The sequence below is a fragment of the Streptomyces sp. R44 genome (genome assembly GCF_041053105.1).
In the GTDB taxonomy this organism is placed as follows: Bacteria; Actinomycetota; Actinomycetes; order Streptomycetales; family Streptomycetaceae; genus Streptomyces.
Window position 1 is genome coordinate 2,882,589 of sequence record NZ_CP163444.1, and the last position, 18,198, is coordinate 2,900,786.

The 18,198-nt window shown below is 71.9% G+C and carries 18 protein-coding genes; 11 read left to right on the top strand and 7 right to left on the bottom strand.

The annotated features are described in order from the left end of the window. The first annotated feature begins 38 nt into the window (after positions 1-38). Positions 39-1,493, top strand: a complete 1,455-nt coding sequence (locus AB5J54_RS13355) for an MFS transporter (protein ID WP_369144143.1) — start codon at positions 39-41, stop codon at positions 1,491-1,493. A 94-nt stretch (positions 1,494-1,587) separates the two neighbouring features. Here AB5J54_RS13355 and AB5J54_RS13360 read toward each other — a convergent pair whose 3' ends face one another. Beyond that, positions 1,588-2,532, bottom strand: coding sequence for a helix-turn-helix domain-containing protein (locus tag AB5J54_RS13360; RefSeq protein WP_369144144.1), 945 nt, complete (start codon positions 2,530-2,532; stop codon positions 1,588-1,590). Between the two features lie 101 nt (positions 2,533-2,633). Here AB5J54_RS13360 and AB5J54_RS13365 point away from each other — a divergent pair, with 101 nt between their 5' ends. The 4 genes from AB5J54_RS13365 (at position 2,634) to AB5J54_RS13380 (ending at position 6,604) form a co-directional block, all read left to right on the top strand. After that, complete coding sequence (locus AB5J54_RS13365) at positions 2,634-4,070, top strand: MFS transporter (RefSeq protein WP_369144145.1); 1,437 nt, start codon at positions 2,634-2,636, stop codon at positions 4,068-4,070. Between the two features lie 64 nt (positions 4,071-4,134). Beyond that, positions 4,135-5,190 (top strand): aldo/keto reductase, encoded by a 1,056-nt coding sequence (locus AB5J54_RS13370; protein WP_369144146.1) that lies wholly within the window; start codon positions 4,135-4,137, stop codon positions 5,188-5,190. A 17-nt stretch (positions 5,191-5,207) separates the two neighbouring features. Then, positions 5,208-5,798, top strand: a complete 591-nt coding sequence (locus tag AB5J54_RS13375) for a TetR family transcriptional regulator (RefSeq protein WP_369144147.1) — start codon at positions 5,208-5,210, stop codon at positions 5,796-5,798. Positions 5,799-5,905: 107 nt separating this feature from the next. Further along, complete coding sequence (locus tag AB5J54_RS13380) at positions 5,906-6,604, top strand: VC0807 family protein (RefSeq protein WP_369144148.1); 699 nt, start codon at positions 5,906-5,908, stop codon at positions 6,602-6,604. A gap of 64 nt (positions 6,605-6,668) precedes the next feature. Here AB5J54_RS13380 and AB5J54_RS13385 read toward each other — a convergent pair whose 3' ends face one another. Further along, entirely contained in the window at positions 6,669-8,048 is a 1,380-nt protein-coding gene (locus AB5J54_RS13385) for a glycine--tRNA ligase (protein ID WP_369144149.1), read from the bottom strand. A gap of 155 nt (positions 8,049-8,203) precedes the next feature. Here AB5J54_RS13385 and AB5J54_RS13390 point away from each other — a divergent pair, with 155 nt between their 5' ends. The 4 genes from AB5J54_RS13390 (at position 8,204) to AB5J54_RS13405 (ending at position 11,318) form a co-directional block, all read left to right on the top strand. After that, entirely contained in the window at positions 8,204-9,160 is a 957-nt protein-coding gene (locus AB5J54_RS13390) for a metal ABC transporter substrate-binding protein (RefSeq protein WP_369144150.1), read from the top strand. A gap of 12 nt (positions 9,161-9,172) precedes the next feature. Next, on the top strand, positions 9,173-9,940 hold the full coding sequence (locus AB5J54_RS13395; RefSeq protein WP_369144151.1) for a metal ABC transporter ATP-binding protein: 768 nt from the start codon (positions 9,173-9,175) through the stop codon (positions 9,938-9,940). 1 nt (position 9,941) lies between these two features. Beyond that, positions 9,942-10,835 carry a metal ABC transporter permease gene (locus tag AB5J54_RS13400; protein ID WP_369144152.1) on the top strand — a complete coding sequence of 298 codons (894 nt, stop codon included), beginning with the start codon at positions 9,942-9,944 and terminating at the stop codon, positions 10,833-10,835. 72 nt (positions 10,836-10,907) lie between these two features. Continuing rightward, positions 10,908-11,318, top strand: coding sequence for a Fur family transcriptional regulator (locus tag AB5J54_RS13405; RefSeq protein ID WP_041129147.1), 411 nt, complete (start codon positions 10,908-10,910; stop codon positions 11,316-11,318). A gap of 57 nt (positions 11,319-11,375) precedes the next feature. Here AB5J54_RS13405 and AB5J54_RS13410 read toward each other — a convergent pair whose 3' ends face one another. From AB5J54_RS13410 to recO, 4 genes are all read right to left on the bottom strand, one after another. After that, on the bottom strand, positions 11,376-11,882 hold the full coding sequence (locus AB5J54_RS13410; protein WP_369144153.1) for a hypothetical protein: 507 nt from the start codon (positions 11,880-11,882) through the stop codon (positions 11,376-11,378). 19 nt (positions 11,883-11,901) lie between these two features. Next, entirely contained in the window at positions 11,902-12,726 is an 825-nt protein-coding gene (locus AB5J54_RS13415) for an isoprenyl transferase (RefSeq protein WP_369144154.1), read from the bottom strand. A gap of 77 nt (positions 12,727-12,803) precedes the next feature. After that, complete coding sequence (locus AB5J54_RS13420) at positions 12,804-14,288, bottom strand: RodZ domain-containing protein (protein ID WP_369144155.1); 1,485 nt, start codon at positions 14,286-14,288, stop codon at positions 12,804-12,806. Between the two features lie 113 nt (positions 14,289-14,401). Then, a complete protein-coding gene (gene recO, locus AB5J54_RS13425; protein ID WP_030684767.1) occupies positions 14,402-15,151 on the bottom strand; it encodes a DNA repair protein RecO in 750 nt (249 codons plus the stop codon). A 142-nt stretch (positions 15,152-15,293) separates the two neighbouring features. Between recO and AB5J54_RS13430 the strand changes: the two genes are divergently transcribed. Together AB5J54_RS13430 and AB5J54_RS13435 are read left to right on the top strand one after the other, a co-directional pair. Next, a complete protein-coding gene (locus tag AB5J54_RS13430; RefSeq protein ID WP_369144156.1) occupies positions 15,294-15,767 on the top strand; it encodes a carboxymuconolactone decarboxylase family protein in 474 nt (157 codons plus the stop codon). A 65-nt stretch (positions 15,768-15,832) separates the two neighbouring features. Continuing rightward, positions 15,833-16,756, top strand: a complete 924-nt coding sequence (locus AB5J54_RS13435) for an RNA polymerase sigma-70 factor (RefSeq protein WP_369149318.1) — start codon at positions 15,833-15,835, stop codon at positions 16,754-16,756. A gap of 37 nt (positions 16,757-16,793) precedes the next feature. Here the strand turns inward: AB5J54_RS13435 and AB5J54_RS13440 are convergent, their stop codons facing one another. Continuing rightward, positions 16,794-18,092 (bottom strand): S8 family serine peptidase, encoded by a 1,299-nt coding sequence (locus AB5J54_RS13440; protein WP_369144157.1) that lies wholly within the window; start codon positions 18,090-18,092, stop codon positions 16,794-16,796. Positions 18,093-18,198: the final 106 nt, after the last annotated feature.

Here is an 18,198-nt window from a genome sequence, read left to right on the forward strand (position 1 = left end):
GCACTGCGGAGTTTCTTAGACAGCCATACGATCCGCACATGCCCGAGCTCACACGCGGTCGCCGTCTCGTCGTCCTCGCGATCTGCTGCATGAGCCTGCTCATCGTCAGCCTGGACAACACCGCGCTGAACGTCGCCCTGCCCGCGATGCGGCGCGATCTCGGCGCCACCGTCGCCGGCATGCAGTGGGTGATCGACGCCTACACGCTGGTCCTGGCCTCCCTGCTGATGCTCGCGGGCTCCACCGCCGACCGGATCGGCCGCCGCAAGGTCTTCGTCACCGGCCTGGCCGTCTTCGCCCTCGGCTCGCTGCTCTGCTCCCTCGCGCCGAACCTGGAGGCCCTGATCGCCTTCCGGGCGGTCCAGGCCGTGGGCGGCTCGATGCTGAACCCGGTCGCCATGTCGATCATCACGAACACCTTCACGGAACCGGCCGCACGCGCGCGTGCCATCGGCGTCTGGGGCGGGGTCGTCGGCGTCTCCATGGCCGCCGGGCCGCTGGTCGGCGGTGTGCTGGTCCAGTCGGTCGGCTGGCGGTCGATCTTCTGGGTGAACCTGCCGGTCGCCCTCGTCGCCCTGGTCCTGACCCTGCGGTACGTCCCCGAGTCCCGCGCGCCCCGCCCCCGGCGCCCCGACCCGGTCGGGCAGCTCCTGGTGACGGCGCTCCTCGGCTCCCTCACGTACGCGATCATCGAGACCGACCCGCTCTTCGCCGGGATCGCGGCCGTCGCGCTCGCCGGTCTCCTCCTCTACGAGCCCCGCCGCCGCGAGCCGCTCATCGACCTGCGGTTCTTCCGCAGCGCGCCGTTCAGCGGGGCCACCGTCATCGCGGTCTGCGCCTTCGCCTCGCTCGGCGGCTTCCTGTTCCTGAACACGCTCTACCTCCAGGACGTGCGCGGGCTCTCCCCGCTGTCCGCCGGGCTCTGGATGCTGCCGATGGCCGGCATGACCTTCGTCTTCGCCCCGCTGTCGGGGCGGCTCACGGCGGCGCGCGGGCCGCGCCTCTCGCTGCTGCTCGCGGGGACGGCGATGGCGGCGGGGCCGCTGCTCTTCGCGGCCTTCGAGGCCGAGACGAGCGATGCGCTGCTCCTCACCGGGTACGTGGTCTTCGGCATCGGCTTCGGCCTGGTGAACGCCCCGATCACGAACACCGCCGTGTCCGGGATGCCCCGCGCGCAGGCCGGGGTGGCGGCCGCGGTGGCCTCGACGAGCCGCCAGGTCGGGCAGACGCTCGGCGTCGCGGTGATCGGCGCGGTCCTGGCGGCGGGACTCGGCGCCGTGCCGGACGCGGACGCGTTCGTGGCGGCGGCCCGCCCCGGCTACTGGATCATCACGGGCTGCGGGCTCGCCGTCCTGGTGGTCGGCGCCGTCACCAGCGGCGCGTGGGCTCGGCGCACGGCGGAGCGGACGGCGCGGTGCCTGGCGCCGGAGGAGGAGCGGGAAGGCGGCAAGGAGGGCGGACCTCAGGCGATGGCCAAGACACCGGCGCCCTGAGGCGCCTAGGGCCTGTCTGACAATTCGCGCCGGATCAGGCCGGGCCGTCTGGTGCGTGCGATCGGCGTGCGGCCGGGGCGCCCTCGTAGCGGAGCTACTTGGGCGTTTCGGCCGTGCGGCGAGCGTGCGTGCCGGACGGCCCGGACCCGGCGGGAATTGTCAGACAGGCCCGAGCCTCCCGTTCCCGGACGATCAGGTCGAGGAGGCGGGCGACGCCGGCCTGGGTGGCGTCGTCCACGGGGACGTACGTGACGAGGTGGGTCCCGGCGTTCGGGCCGAGCCAGAGGTTGGTGTGCTCGAAGCTGAGCAGCCCCACGCGGGCGTTGCGGATGACCTTCACGCGGCCGCCGGGGGCGACCACCTCGTGCCGCGCCCACAGCTCCCGGAACTCGGGCGAGGCCTCTTCGAGGCGGCGTACGAGCTCCTTCCAGGCGGGCTCGGCCAGGTGCTCGGCCATGGCGGCGCGGAGCTTCCCGGCGAGCGCGCGCATGACCTCGGGCAGATCGGTGACCGAGGCCCGGAAGTCCTCGTTCGTGAAGGCCAGCCAGAGGGAGTTGCGGTCCTCGCGGGGCAGCGCGTCCAGATCGCAGAAGAGCTGCCCGAACGTGCGGTTGTGGGCGAGGAAGTCGTAGCGGCTGTTCTGGATCGCGGCCGGGACGGGCTCCAGCTGGTCGAGGAGCCGGCGCAGGGTGGGCGTGACGGCGGAGCAGGTCGCCTCGGGGTGCGGATCGGTCGCCCCGGCGAGCGCGAAGAGATGGGTCCGCTCGGTCGGGTCGAGCAGCAGGGCCCCGGCGAGGGCGTCCAGGACCTGCGGGGAGACCTGGATGTCCCGGGCCTGTTCGAGCCAGGTGTACCAGGTGACGCCGACGGCGGAGAGGTGCGCGACCTCCTCGCGGCGCAGTCCTGGGGTGCGGCGGCGCCGGCCCCGGGGCAGGCCGACCTGCTCGGGGGTGATGCGCTCGCGGCGGGAGCGGAGGAAGGCGGCGAGCTCGTGGCGCCGGATGTCCTGCTCGGGTGCGCTCAACGCCATGACGGTCATGCCTCCAGGGTGCCGGGGCGGTCAGCCGGTTTCCAGGTAGTGCTTCTACCAGGATAAGGACACTCTGGTACCAGGCTGAGCAGAGGCGGAGGCTCGGTCCCGTGACTACGACCTCCCCTTCCGTCCGCACCGCGGCCCCGGCCGGCCGCCAGGCCCCGGCGCTCGGCGCCCTCGGGCTGTTCACCGTGCTGCTCGGGGCCGCGCTCCCCCTCATCGACTTCTTCATCGTCAACGTCGCCCTGCCGTCCATCGACCACGACCTGGCCGCGGGCCCGGCGCTCCTCGAACTGGTCGTCGCCGGGTACGGCCTGGCGTACTCCGTGCTGCTCGTCCTCGGCGGGCGGCTCGGCGACCTCTTCGGCCGCCGCCGGCTCTTCCTCGCCGGCATGGCCGCCTTCGGCCTCACCTCGCTCGCCTGCGGGCTCGCCCCGGACGCCTGGACGCTGGTCGCGGCCCGGGTGGCGCAGGGCGCGGCGGCGGCGCTGATGCTGCCGCAGGTGCTCGCGACCATCCACTCCTCGACCGAGGGGGCGCGCCGGGCGAAGGCTCTGAGCCTGTACGGGGCGACCGCCGGTCTCGCGATGGCGGGCGGCCAGATCCTGGGCGGGGTGCTCGTGACCGCCGACATCGCGGGCTCCGGCTGGCGCTCGGTGTTCCTGGTGAACGTGCCGGTGGCGGTGGCGGGCCTGGCGCTCGCCGTCCGTACCGTGCCGGAGACCCGCTCGGACCGGCCCGCGCCGGTGGACGTGCCGGGGACGCTGCTCCTCGCGCTCGCGCTGCTGACCCTGCTCGCGCCGCTGACGGAGGGCCGGGCGGCGGGCTGGCCGCTGTGGACCTGGGTGTCGCTCGCGGTGTTCCCGTTCGCGGCCGGGGCCTTCTGGTGGGTGGAGCGGCGGGCGGACCGCCGGGGCGCGGTGCCGCTGGTCCCGCCGAGCCTGCTGGCCCTGGTCCCGCTGCGGCGCGGGCTCGCGGTGGTGCTGCCGCTCTCGCTGGGTTTCAGCGGCTTCATGTTCGTGATCGCGGTGGCGCTCCAGCAGGGGCTGCAGATGGGCGCGGTGGCCTCGGGCCTGGCGCTCGTGCCGATGGCGCTCGCGTTCTTCGGTGCCTCGCTGGCGGGGCCGCGTCTGGTGCGGCGTTGGGGCACCCGGGTCGTGCCGGTGGGGGCCCTGCTCCAGGGGCTCGGCATCGCCGCGATCGTCTGGTCGGTGGCGCGGGACTGGCAGGGGCTGTCCGTCGGGGACCTGGTGCCGGGGATGGCGGTGGCGGGTCTCGGTCAGGGGCTTCAGCTGCCGGTGCTGTTCCGGGTGGTGCTCTCGGAGGTGCCGTCGGAGCGGGCGGGCGTGGGCAGCGGGGTCATGGTGACCACGCAGCAGTCGGCGCTGACGCTGGGCGTGGCGACGCTGGGTTCGCTCTTCCTGTCGCTGGCCGCCTCGCCGGCCGACATGGGCGGGGCGCTGCGGACGACGCTCCTGGTCCAGCTGGGTGTGGTGGCGCTGACGCTGCTGCTGAGCCTGCGCCTCCCCCGCACGGTGAAGTAGCCGAAACCTGAGGGATGGACTGACAGATATTGAAATCTGTCATCGCTCATGCCATAGTCGTTCCATGACCACCACACCGAAGACCTCCGCATCGAAGAAGACCGTCCCCACCCGTCCGCTCGGCGCCACCGGCCCCGTCGTCTCCGCGCTCGGCCTCGGCTGCATGGGCATGTCCGCCCTGTACGGCGAGAGCGACCGGGCCGAGTCGATCGCGACGATCCACGCGGCCCTGGACGCCGGCGTCACCCTGCTCGACACGGGCGACTTCTACGGGATGGGCCACAACGAGCTGCTCATCGACGAGGCGCTGCGGACGGCGCCCGCCGGCGCCCGCGAGCAGGCGCTGACCAGCGTGAAGTTCGGCGCCCTGCGCACGGTCGAGGGCGGCTTCACCGGCTACGACGGCCGCCCGGCCGCCGTGAAGAACTTCGCGGCGTACTCGCTCCAGCGCCTCGGCACGGACCACATCGACATCTACCGGATCGCCCGCGTCGACCCGGACGTGCCGATCGAGGAGACCGTCGGCGCCATCGCCGAGCTGGTCGAGGCGGGCCACGTGCGGCACATCGGCCTCTCCGAGGTCGGCGCGGACACCCTGCGCCGGGCGGCGGCCGTGGCCCCGATCGCGGACCTCCAGATCGAGTACTCCCTCGTCTCCCGCGGCATCGAGGAGAAGATCCTCCCCACCGCGCGCGAGCTGGGCATCGGCGTCACGGCGTACGGAGTCCTCTCCCGGGGCCTGATCAGCGGCCACTTCACCCGGGACCGGGAGCTCGGCCCCGGCGACTTCCGCGGGATGTCCCCGCGCTTCCAGGGCGAGAACCTCGACCGCAACCTGGACCTGGTGGACCGCCTGCGCGCGGTCGCCGAGGCCAAGGGCGTCACGGTCGCCCAGACGGCGATCGCCTGGGTCCTCGCCCAAGGGCCTCGTCACGGCGCCGACATCGTGCCCCTGGTCGGCGCCCGCCGCCGGGACCGTCTCGCCGAGGCGCTCGGCGCCCTGGACGTCACGCTCGAAGCCGCCGACCTGGCCGCGATCGAGGAGGCCGTACCGGCGGGCGCGGCGTCCGGCGACCGCTACCCGGAGGCCCAGATGGCCCACCTGGACAGCGAGCACTGACGGGTAATGTCCCTTCCATGGCCACCACCGAGACCCTGACCGCAGAGCGCATCCTCGAAGCCACCGAGGAGGTGCTGCGGCGCTACGGCCCCGCGAAGGCGACCGTCGTCGACGTGGCCCGGGTCCTCGGCGTCAGCCACGGCAGCGTCTACCGCCACTTCCGCACGAAGGCGGCGCTGCGCGAGGCCGTCACCGAGCGGTGGCTGGAGCGGACGATCGTGGCCCTCGGGCCGTACGTGGAGGCCGGGGGCCCGGCGGACGAGCGGCTGACCGGCTGGCTCACGGCCCTGTTCTCGCTCAAGCGCAAGAAGGCGGGCGGCGACCCGGAGCTGATGGCCACCTTCCAGGTGCTGATCGGTGAGAACAGCGCGGTCGTCGACCGGCACGAGGAGCACCTCGTCGAGCAGATCGCCCGCATCCTGGAGGACGGTCACCGGGAGGGTCTGTTCGCGGCGCCGGAGCGGGACTTCGCCGCCACGGCCCGCGCGGTGTTCCACGCCACGGACCGCTTCCACAACCCGGCGCACGCCGCCGAGTGGTCGGCCCCGGACGTCGAGTCCGCGTTCACGGCGGTCGTCTCCCTGGTGCAGCGGGCGCTGCGGCCCTGAGCCGTCTCACCATTTGAAGATCATTTGGCTTGGAATTTCCCCTTCCCTGTCCGGTACATGACTACCGTTCTCCCGCACCGCGACCGTCAGCACTCCCAGGGGGAACCATGTCCGCACCCGCCAAACCCGCGCGCTCAGGCGGGGCCTCCGCGATCGGCTGGGTCCTCACCATCGGCCTGAACGTCGTCGCGCCGATCCTCACGTACAACACGCTCACCGAGGACCACGGCTGGTCCGAGTTCTCCGCGCTGCTCCTGAGCAGCGCGTGGCCGGTCCTCGACACCGCGATCATGGCGGCCTGGCGCCGCAAGATCGACGAGTTCGCCATGGTCACCCTGGTGTTCCTGGTGATCACCGCCGTGGTCTCGCTGGTCGGCGCGCACACCGCCCGCGCGCTGCTGATCAAGGACTCCTCGGTGACGGGCCTGTTCGGCCTGCTCTGCCTGGGGACGCTGCTCGCCCCGCGCCCGCTGATGTTCTACTTCGGCCGCAAGTTCGCGACGGACGGCACCCCGGAGTCCACGGCCTGGTGGAACGGCATGTGGCAGTTCGAGGGCTTCCGCTCCACCATGCGCACGATGACGCTGGTGTGGGGCGTGGCGTACGTGGCCGAGGCGCTGGTCCGGATCGCCCTCGCGTACGCGCTGCCGACGAAGACCATGGTCACGCTCAGCCCGATCATGATCTACGGCGTCCTCGGCGCCCTCGGCGTGTGGACGGCCTGGTTCGGCAAGCGCCGCGCGGCGGAGGGGGCCCGGCGCCAGGCCGAGGCCGAGGCGGCGGCCGCCGCCGCCGCGACCGCCTGACGACAGGGGAAAGCCCCCGGTTCCGTCCTCGGAACCGGGGGCTTTGCCGTGTCTGCGATCAGATTCAGCAGCCGATGAGGCGGCTGGCCAGGTAGCCCTGGATCTGGTCGAGGGAGACGCGCTCCTGCTTCATGGTGTCGCGCTCGCGCACGGTGACCGCGTTGTCGTCGAGGGTGTCGAAGTCGACGGTGACGCAGTACGGGGTGCCGATCTCGTCCTGACGGCGGTAGCGGCGGCCGATGGCGCCGGCGTCGTCGAACTCGATGTTCCAGTTCTGGCGCAGGTCCGCCGCGAGGCCCTTGGCCTTCGGGGAGAGCTGCGGGTTGCGGGAGAGCGGGAGGACCGCGACCTTGACCGGGGCCAGGCGGTGGTCGAGGCGCAGCACGGTGCGCTTCTCCATGACGCCCTTGGCGTTCGGGGCCTCGTCCTCGATGTACGCGTCGAGCAGGAAGGCGAGCATCGTGCGGCCGACACCGGCCGCGGGCTCGATGACGAACGGCGTGTAGCGCTCGCCGGACTCCTGGTCCAGGTACGTGAGGTTGGCGCCGGAGGCCTTGGAGTGGGCGCTCAGGTCGTAGTCGGTGCGGTTGGCGACGCCTTCCAGCTCGCCCCACTCGCTGCCGCCGAAGGAGAAGCGGTACTCGATGTCGGCGGTGCGCTTCGAGTAGTGGGAGAGCTTCTCCGCCGGGTGCTCGAACCAGCGCATGTTCTCCTCACGGAGACCCAGGCCTGTGTACCAGTTCCAGCGCTGCTCCATCCAGTACTCCTGCCACTGCTCGTCCTCGCCCGGCTTGACGAAGAACTCCATCTCCATCTGCTCGAACTCGCGCGTGCGGAAGATGAAGTTGCCCGGAGTGATCTCGTTCCGGAAGGACTTGCCCATCTGCGCGATGCCGAACGGGGGCTTCTTGCGCGAGGTGGTCTGCACCTGGGCGAAGTTGGTGAAGATGCCCTGGGCGGTCTCGGGGCGCAGGTACGCGACGGAGCCGGTGTCCTGGGTCGGGCCGAGGTGCGTGGAGAGCAGGCCGGAGAACTGCTTGGGCTCGGTGAAGGTGCCCTTGTTGCCACAGTTGGGGCAGTTGAGGTCGGTGAGGCTCTCGGGGAGACGGCCGTGCTTCTCCTCGTACGCCTCCTCCAGGTGGTCGGCGCGGAAGCGCTTGTGGCAGGAGGTGCACTCGGTCAGCGGGTCGGTGAAGGTGGCGACGTGGCCGGAGGCCTCCCAGACCTCGGTGGCCAGGATGACCGACGAGTCGATGCCTACGACGTCCTCGCGCGCGGTGACCATGTAACGCCACCACTGGCGCTTGATGTTCTCCTTCAGCTCGACACCCAGCGGCCCGTAGTCCCAGGCGGCACGCTGGCCGCCGTAGATCTCGCTGCACGGGTAGACGAAGCCACGGCGCTTGCTCAGGCTGACGATGGTGTCGATCTTGTCGGCGGCCACGGTGCTCTCTTCATTACGACGACGAAGTGCGAATGCCACAGGTTACCGGCGCGCACGCCCCCCGTATCAAATCGGTTCCCCCGCGGAGCCCGGGTGGCCCGGAACACAGGAAGGGCAATTGACAACCGTTTCCAACTTTGTTGAAAATGAGTGTCATGAACGTACGTCGCCTCATACCCAGCACCGCCCTCGCCGGAGCCGTCGCGCTCGGCATCGTCTCCCTCTCCGCCTGCTCCGGAACCTCCGACGCCGCGGACAAGGGAAGCGAGGGCAAGCTGGACGTGGTGGCGTCCTTCTACCCCATGCAGTACCTGGCCGAGCAGATAGGCGGCGGCCACGTCGCCGTCGACACGCTCACCAAGCCCGGCGTCGAACCCCACGACCTGGAGCTCAAGCCGAAGCAGATCGGCGAGCTCGGCGAGGCCGACGTCATCCTCTACCTCAAGGGCATCCAGCCCGCCGTCGACGACGCCATCGCCCAGGCCGGCGTGAAGAACACCGTCGACGCCGCGACCCTCACGAAGCTGGAAGAGCACGGCACCGAGGTCGGCCACGACCACGGCCACGCCGAGGAGCACGAGGGCGAGGCCGGCGCCGACCCCCACATCTGGCTCGACCCCGTGAAGTACGCCGAGGTCGCCAAGGGCGTCGGCAGCGCCCTGGAGAAGGCGGACCCGGACCACGCCGCCGACTACCGGAAGAACACCGAAGCCCTGGTGAAGAAGCTCGGCGACCTGAACACCGAGTTCGAGACCGGCCTGAAGAACACCGCCACCAGGACCTTCATCACCACCCACTCCGCCTTCGGCTACCTCGCCGAGCGGTACGGCCTGGAGCAGGAGGGCATCACCGGCATCGACCCCGAGTCCGAGCCGAGCCCCGCCCGCGTCAAGGAACTCCACGACATCGCGGAGAAGGACAAGGTCTCCACCGTCTTCTTCGAGACCCTCGCGAGCGACAAGACCGCGAAGACCCTCGCCGGCGACACCGGTCTGAAGACCGACGTGCTCGACCCGCTGGAGGGAATCACCAAGCAGTCCAAGGGCGATGACTACATCGAGGTCATGCGGTCCAACCTGGCCGCCCTGAAGACCGCGCTCGGCGCCAAGTAGGAGGCCCCACTCGTGAGCGACGACCAGTCCGTCATCTCCGTCCGCGGCGCCACGGCGACCCTCGGCGCACGCCCCGTCCTGCGGGGTGTCGACCTCACCGTCCGCCGCGGCGAGGTCGTCGCCCTGCTCGGCGCCAACGGCTCCGGCAAGTCCACCGCCGTCCGCGCGATCATCGGCCAGGTCCCGCTGACCGGCGGCACGATCGAGCTGTTCGGCACCGAGCGGAAGCGGTTCCGTGACTGGGCCCGCGTCGGCTACGTCCCGCAGCGCACGACCGCCGCCGGCGGCGTCCCCGCCACCATCCGCGAGGTCGTCTCCTCCGGCCGGCTCTCCCGCCGGAGGTTCGGCTGGCTCACCAAGGCCGACAAGGCCGCCGTCGAGCGGGCCATCGACCTCGTCGGCCTCGCCGACCGCGCCAAGGACTCCGTCTCCGCGCTCTCCGGCGGCCAGCACCAGCGGGTCCTCATCGCCCGCGCGCTCGCCTCCGAGCCCGAACTCCTGATCATGGACGAGCCGATGGCCGGCGTGGACCTCGCCAGCCAGGAGATCCTCGCCGCGACCCTGCGCGAGCAGGTCGCCGGCGGGACCTCGGTCCTCCTCGTCCTGCACGAGCTGGGCCCCCTGGAGCCGCTCATCGACCGCGCGGTCGTCCTGCGCGACGGCTGCGTCGTCCATGACGGCCCGCCGCCCGAGGCCCTCGGCCAGCACGCCCTGCCCGGCCACGATCACGTACATCCGCACGCGGCCGGCGAGCCGCTCCGCACGGGACTGCTGACCTGACATGGAATTCCTCGACGACGCCTTCATGCAGCGGGCCCTGCTCGCCGCCCTGCTCATCGGCATCACCGCGCCCGCCGTCGGCGTCTACCTCGTCCAGCGGCGCCAGGCGCTCATGGGCGACGGCATCGGCCACGTCGCCATGACCGGTGTCGGCCTCGGCTTCCTGATGTCGGCCAACCCCGTCTGGATGGCGACCCTCGTCGCCGTCGTCGGCTCGGTCGTCATGGAGCTGATCCGGGCGTACGGCAAGACCCGCGGCGACATGGCGCTCGCGCTGCTCTTCTACGGCGGCATGGCCGGCGGCGTCATGCTGATCAACCTCTCGGACACCGGCTCCAACGCGAACCTGACCTCGTACCTCTTCGGCTCGCTCACCACCGTCTCGCCCGAGGACATCACCGCGATCAGCATCCTGGCCGCCTTCGTGGTCCTGGTCACGGTCGGCCTGCGCCGGCAGCTCTTCGCCGTCAGCCAGGACGAGGAGTTCGCCCGGGTCACCGGCCTGCCGGTGCGCGCCCTGAACCTGCTGATCGCCGTCACGGCCGCGGTGACCGTCACCGTCGCCATGCGGGTCGTCGGCCTGCTCCTGGTCAGCGCGCTGATGGTGGTCCCGGTCGCGGCCGCCCAGTCGCTGTCCCGCTCCTTCCGCACGACCTTCGCGCTCGCGGTCCTCATCGGCGTCACCGTCACCCTGTCCGGCACGGTCACCACGTACTACGTGGACGCCCCGCCCGGCGCGACGATCGTCCTGTACGCGATCGCCGTCTTCATCCTCCTGACCCTGCTCGCCACCCCGCTCGCCAAGCGGCGGGCCCGGGCGGCGGAAGCGGCCACGAGGGACTGCGACGCGCAGGTTCCGGCCACCCGGCGGCCGACGGACGACGTGAAGGTCTGATCCGGGACTGATCCCGGGGGTACGGGGGGCTGGCAGAATGGCGGGGGCAGACAAGCATCCAAGGAGGCCCCCGTGGCGACGGCAGGACCCCCCGTACGCGGCCGCTCGACCAAGCAGCGGGCCGCCGTGTCGGCGGCACTGAACGAGGTGGACGAGTTCCGCAGCGCCCAGGAGCTGCACGACATGCTCAAGCACCGCGGCGACTCCGTCGGCCTCACCACCGTCTACCGCACGCTCCAGTCCCTCGCGGACGCGGGCGAGGTCGACGCGCTGCGCACCAGCGACGGCGAGACGGTCTACCGGCGCTGCTCGACCGGCGACCACCACCACCATCTCGTCTGCCGCGTCTGCGGCAAGGCCGTGGAGGTGGAGGGCCCGATGGTGGAGCAGTGGGCCGAGACGATCGCGTCGGAGCACGGCTTCGTGAACGTGGCGCACACCGTGGAGATCTTCGGCACCTGCGCGGAGTGCGCCGGGAAGTGACCTGACAGACGAAGGGCCCGCACCGGACGGATTCGGTGCGGGCCCTTCGCGTACCCGTCACAGACGGGTGAGGTTCCGGTCCAGGACCTCGCGGAGCCGGTCGACGTCGGCCGGGTCGGTGACACCGCGCTTGGGCAGGGCGGCGACGCCGGCCCGGCCCTTGTCGCCGGAGAACAGCACGAACTGCGTCGCCGTCTCGACATAGCGGGGCGTCAGCTGCCAGCGGGCCACGACGTCACTGTCCCGGGTCGTCCAGTGGACCCCGTCCTCGTCGATCCGGGCCCGGTGCTCCCCCTGCCGCTCGATCATCGCGTACATCAGCCGGGCCGTGAGCCAGAGCGTCAGCGGCCTGAGGACGGCCGTGAGCAGCCCGAGCCCACCCAGCAGGACCGCGCCCCCGACGTCCGGCTCGCCGGGCCCGGTCAGCAGCAGGGCCGCGGCCAGGAACGCGAGCACGGTGCCGGCGGGCAGCAGCCACCGCAGCACCCGGAACGCGCCGTGCCGCAGCTGCACCCGCACCGCGTCGGTGATGTCCTCACGCGTCGGCGTGTACACCAGCTCCATCACGTACCCCCCAGCCCGGTCAGGCCTTGTCGAGGACCGCGAGGTCCGCCGGGTCGACACCGCCGAAGCGGCGGTCGCGCTGGGCGTACTCGACACAGGCCCGCCACAGGTCGCGGCGGTCGAAGTCGGGCCACAGCACGTCCTGGAAGACCATCTCGGCGTACGCGCTCTGCCAGATCAGGTAGTTGGAGGTGCGCTGCTCGCCGCTGGGCCGCAGGAACAGGTCCACGTCCGGCATGTCCGGGTAGTAGAGGTACTTCTGGATGGTCTTCTCGGTGATCTTCGCCGGGTCGAGCTTTCCGGCCTTCACGTCCTCGGCGAGCGCCTGCGCCGCGTCGGTGAGCTCGGCGCGGCCGCCGTAGTTCATGCAGAAGTACAGCGTGAGCTTCGTGTTGTCCTTGGTCTGCTCCTGGGCGACCTGGAGCTCCTTGGCGACGGACTTCCACAGCTTCGGCATCCGGCCGACCCAGCGCACCCGGATGCCGAGGGCGTCGAGCTGGTCGCGGGTCTTGCGGATGAAGTCGCGGTTGAAGTTCATGAGGAAGCGGACCTCCTCGGGCGACCGCTTCCAGTTCTCGGTGGAGAAGGCGTACAGCGAGATCGCCCCCACGCCCATCTCGATGGCGCCCTGGAGCACGTCGAGCACCTGCTCGGCGCCGACCTTGTGCCCCTCGGTGCGCGGCAGGCCGCGCTCCTTCGCCCAGCGGCCGTTGCCGTCCATGACGATCGCGACGTGCTGCGGCACCAGCTCGGTCTGAAGCTTCGGCGGGCGGGCACCGGACGGGTGCGGCTCGGGGGTGCTGTACTCCCGACGCTGGCGCCCGAGGAGTCGTGCGATGGCCATGGCGATGAATCTCCTAAGAGGTGTTGCCGTACTTCACGCGTAGTCGAGTTTCCCACGGCGGGAGGCCCGCTCTTGGTCTAGTCGTCCCTGGTGTAGGTCAGACGTTCGACCTGGCCGGGCTCGAATTCGTTCGGGACCTGCTTGCCGTTGACGACGAGCCGGACGGCGTGGGCGTTGCCGAGGACCAGCGCGATCTGGTTCTTGTCCGTGAAGGTCTTGGTCTCGCCGACGTCCAGGATTCCTTCGTACAGCAGGGTGCCGTCCTGACCCTTCGCCGAGACCCAGCTCTTCCCGCCCTCCACGGTCCCGGTCAGGACGACGGTGACCCGGTCCTTGGGAGCGGCGCTCACCTGGGAAGGGGCGGGCGTGGACGGCGGGGAGGAGGCCTGCGGGGACTCGGTGGCGGTGGAGGGGCCGGAGGTGGTGACGGAGGGGCCGGCGCCCTTGTCGTCCTCGTCCCCCAGCTGCGTGTAGGCGAGGAGACCACCCCCGAGGGCGGCCAGGACGGCGACGATCACGGAGGTGATCGCACGGGGTCTGCGCGAGGCGGCGGGCGGGGCGGGCCGCGCCGGGCCGGGGGTGGTGAGCACGCGGGTGTCGGCGTCGGGCACGGGGGCCGGGGCCGGGTCCGACACCGGGTCCGGGGCCGGGACCAGGTCCGACACCGGGTCCGGGCTCGGGTCCGGTACGGGGTCCAGGCGCGGGTCCGGTACGGAGCCGAGGCGCGGATCCGGTACCGCGTCCAGGCGCGGATCCGGTGCGGGGTCCGGGGTCGGTCCGAGCGCCGTCAGGAGTGCCTCGGGCGTGGGGCGGGCGGCCGGGTCCTTGGACAGGCAGGCGGCGACCAGCGGTCGCAGCTCCTCCGGCACCGCGGACAGATCCGCGGGCTCGTGCACCGACCGGTACATCAGCCCCATCGGCGTCCCGGTGCCGAACGCCCGGCCTCCGGCCGCCGCGACGAGCACCGCCCCGAGCGCGAACACATCGGCGGCACCGCCGACCTCCTCGCCCTGCGCCTGCTCGGGCGCCAGGTATCCGGGAGTGCCGAAGGCCGCCCCGGTGGCGGTGAGCCGGGTGGACTCCACAGCCCGCGCGATGCCGAAGTCGAGGACCCGTGGGCCGTCCTCGGCCATGATGATGTTCCCCGGCTTCAGATCCCGGTGGACGAGCCCGCACGCGTGGACGGCCTGGAGCGCCTCGGCCAGCGCCGCCCCGAGAGCCCTCAACCGCCTGTCGTCCATGGGCCCTTCGCGCTCGACGAGCTCAGCGAGCGTGGGCCCGGGGACGTACGCGGTGGCCAGCCACGGCACCTTCGCGTCGGGGTCGGCGTCCACGACGGGGGCCGTGTGGAAACCGCCGACCCTGCGGGCGGCCTCGACCTCCGCGCGGAACCGCCGACGGAAGTGCGGGTCGGCCGCGAGCTCGGGGCGGGCCACCTTGACCGCGACGGCCCGGCCGCCCGGCGACCGGGCGAGGTAGACCGTCCCCATGCCGCCGGCGCCCAGCTCCTGCTCGACGTCGTAGACACCGATCCGCCGCGGCAGGTCCGCGCCGTTCTCCATCGCCCGCACTCCCCCCCTGCGCACGGTCGTCCGTGCGTGACGCCGCCGGATGCACCCCGACCGGTCTCCGGTCCCTCGTGTCCGTCGAGCAGCGTAGACGAGGACGCCGTCCGTCAGCTCTTCTCCACGTACCGCAGGGAGCGCAGGCCGCGCTCCAGGTGCCAGTGCAGATAGGCGGACACGAGTCCGCTGCCCTCCCTGACGTGCCGCGGCTCGCACGCGTCCGCCGTCGCCCAGTCGCCGGTGAGCAGCGCGCTGAGCAGGCCGATGGCCTCCGCGGAGGGTACGACGCTTCCGGGCACCCGGCAGTCGCCGCATATGACCCCGCCCGCCGCGACCGAGAAGAACCGGTTCGGACCGTGGAGTCCGCATTTCGCGCAGTCCTCGAAGCTGGGCGCGTAGCCGTTCACGGCGAGGGAGCGGAGGAGGAAGGCGTCGAGGATGAGGTGCGGCGCGTGCTCGCCCCGGGCGAGCGTCCGCAGCCCGCCGACGAGCAGCAGGTACTGCTGCACGGCGGGCTCGCCCTCGTGGTCGGTGAACCGTTCCGCCGTCTCCAGCATCGCGGTGCCTGCGGTGTACCGGGCGTAGTCGGTGACGATCCCGCCGCCGTACGCGGCGATGGTCTCGCTCTGGGTGCAGAGCGGCAGCCCGCGTCCGACCAGCTCACTCCCCCGGGCGAAGAACTGCACGTCCACGTGCGAAAAGGGTTCGAGGCGCGCCCCGAACTTCGACTTCGTCCGGCGTACGCCCCGCGCGACGGCGCGTACGCGGCCGTGACCGCGCGTGAGGATCGTGATGATGCGGTCCGCTTCACCCAGCTTCTGGGTGCGCAGCACGATGCCGTCGTCGCGGAACAGACTCATGCGCCCATTCTCCCGTACGGCGCCGGAGGAGAGGACGCATGGCCCCAGGGAGACGCAGGTCACATTCACCGGTGTCACAGGCGGCGGGGCTACCTCGTCTCGGGGGTGTAACCAGCCAGCGCCCCACACCGAGGAGCACCCCATGGACGCCCGACTGAACGTCTTCACCAACCCCACCGTCGGCAAGGCCCTGAAGCACCTCATGGCGCTGGGCGGGCAGATCAAGCAGTCGACGGTTCCTGCGCCGGTCCAGGAGCTGGTCGCGCTGCGCGTGAGCCAGATCAACGGCTGCGCCGCCTGCATCGACATGCACACCAAGGACGCGGCCCACGCCGGCGAGACCCCGGTGCGGCTCAACCTGGTGGCGGCCTGGCGCGAGGCGACCGTCTACACCGAGGCCGAGCGCGCCGCGCTCGAACTCGCCGAGGAGGGGACCCGGGTCGCCGACGGGGCCGGCGGCGTCAGTGACGAGGTCTGGGCGCGGGCGGCCCTCCACTACGACGAGGAGCAGCTCATGGCCCTCGTCCTCCACATCGCCTTCATGAACATGGCGAACCGCCTGAACGCGATCACCCGGCAGCCGGCGGGCGACTACGTGCCCGGCCAGTTCCACTGACAGGCGCCGCCCACCTGGATGATCATGAAGCGTCATCGGTACGGGGAGAGGAAGCCGTCATGAGCATGAGCAAGGTCGAGGAGTTCGAGGAACTGCGCCCGCTGCTGTTCTCGATCGCCTACCGGATCCTCGGCAGCGTCAGCGAGGCCGAGGACGCCGTCCAGGAGACCTGGCTGCGCTTCGACGGCTCCTCGACCCGGCCCGACTCGGCCAAGGCCTTCCTGTCGGCCACGGTCACCCGGCTCTCGATCGACGTCCTGCGCTCCGCGCGGGTCCGGCGCGAGGAGTACGTCGGCCCCTGGTTCCCCGAGCCGCTGCTCAGCGATCCGTACGAGGACCCGGCGCGCGCGGTGGAGCTGGCCGACTCGGTCTCCATGGCGGCGCTGCTGCTCCTCGAAAGGCTCAGCCCGCTGGAACGGGCCGTCTTCCTCCTGCGGGAGGTCTTCGCCTTCGACTTCCAGGACGTCGCCGAGGCCGTGGGCCGTTCGGAGGCGGCCTGCCGGCAGCTGCTGGTACGGGCCAGGCGGCACATGCACGACGGGCGTCCCCGGTTCGCGGCCGACCGACAGGAACGCCAGGAACTGGCCACCCGCTTCTTCGACGCCCTCAAGGACGGTGACGTCGGCGGGCTCCAGGACCTCCTGGCCGCCGATGTCCAGCTCGTCGGCGACGGCGGCGGCAAGGCCCCGAACCTCGCCCGGACCATCATGGGCGCGGAGAAGGTGGCACGGCTCCTGGGCACGGTCTTCCCCACCCTCTTCGACCTCGACGTCACCTGCGAGCCGCGCGAGGTCAACGGCCAGCCGGGCGCGGTCTACCGCGACCGCGACGGCCGGATCCTCCAGGTCTTCGTCCTCGACGTCCTGGACGGCCGGATCCAGGCGATCCGCTCGATCCTCAACCCCGACAAGCTCGGCCACCTCGGCCCGGTGGCCGACGCGTGGGCCTTCAACCGCGAGGTGCAGCAGGCCCGCCGCCGCACCCGCTGACGGTGCTCGGGGACACCGTCAGCGGGTGGGCGGGTGCTCAGTAGCCGCCGGCGTGGACGAGGTACCCGTAGTAGCGCCCGGTGACGGGCGAGTTCGGGTCACCCGCGAAGCCGTACGAGGCGGGCCGGGCCGCCGCGTGACCGCGGAGCTCGGCGGCCACACCGGCCGGGGACGGGTCCGCGCACTGGCCGCTGGCGAGGCACAGCGCGGCCGTGCCTGCCACGTGCGGCGAGGCCATCGAGGTACCGGAGTAGACGACGGTGGTGCCGTGGTTGCGGGTGGACCGGATGCAGACGCCCGGACCGGCGATGGTGTGGGCGGCGTCCGCGGTGCTCACGGCGAAGTTGGAGAAGTCGGCCGCGGCATCGTCCGTACCGACCCGGCAGGTCGAGGCGGCGCCGCCGCCCGGCTGCCCGTTGAAGTCGCCCATCGCGGTCACGGTGAGGACCTCGTCGAAGGCGGCGGGGGTGTGGCCGGCCAGGTCGTTGCCGTCGTTTCCGGCCGCCACGACCATGGTGACGCCGACGTCGTTGACCACGTGGCAGATCGCCTGGTGCTCCGGGTCGTTGTTGGTGAAGCCGCAGTTGCCGTCGTCGGCGCCGTCGCCGCCGAGGCTCATGTTCGCGACCTTGATGCCGAGCCCGGCGGCGTTGTTCGCCAGCCAGTCGAGGCCGCAGAGGATGTTGGCGGTGGAGCCCCGGCCGCTGGCGCCGAGCACCCTCACCGAGTACAGCCGGGCGCCGGGCACGACCCCGACCACGTCGTCGCCGTTGTCCCGGGCGGCGACGGTACCGGCCACATGGGTGCCGTGGCCGTTGAAGTCCCGGTAGGCGTTCGGCCGCGAGGGGTCCATGCAGTTGAACCCGCCGGCCACGTTGAGATCACGGTGGCCCGTGTCGATCCCGGTGTCGAGGATCGCCACCGCGGTGTCCACCGTGCCGGACCCGTTCCCGGAGAGCGCGCTGCTCACATCGGCGTCGATCCGGTTCACGCCGGTCGGCAGCACCTGCTGGGTGGCCTGGACGGGCCGGTCGGGGGCCACCGCCCTGACGTTCGGGTCCGCCCGCAGTGCGGCCACCTGGGACTCCGGCACCACCGCCGAGTACCCGACCAGCGCGTGCTGGTAGCGAAAGCCCGCCCGCACCCCGTGGTCCCGCCCGTGGCCCCGCACGACCGCGTCGAGCCGGTCGCGGGCCGAGTCCTTGAGGAGGACGACGTACCGCCCTTCCGGCTCGGCGGCGTCCCCCTCCGTCGCCTCGGCCCCCGTGAGTCCCCCCGTCAGCAACGCGCCTGCGGCCGCGCACACCGCGGCCAGCCGGTACGCCGGTCTCGCCATGCCGAACACCTCGTTTCCTTTCGTGGTCAACGAACTCGAACGGGTTCGCGGGGACCACGTAACCGGGGCGGCGAGGCGCGTGCAGCGCGGGCGCGGCGGATGGACT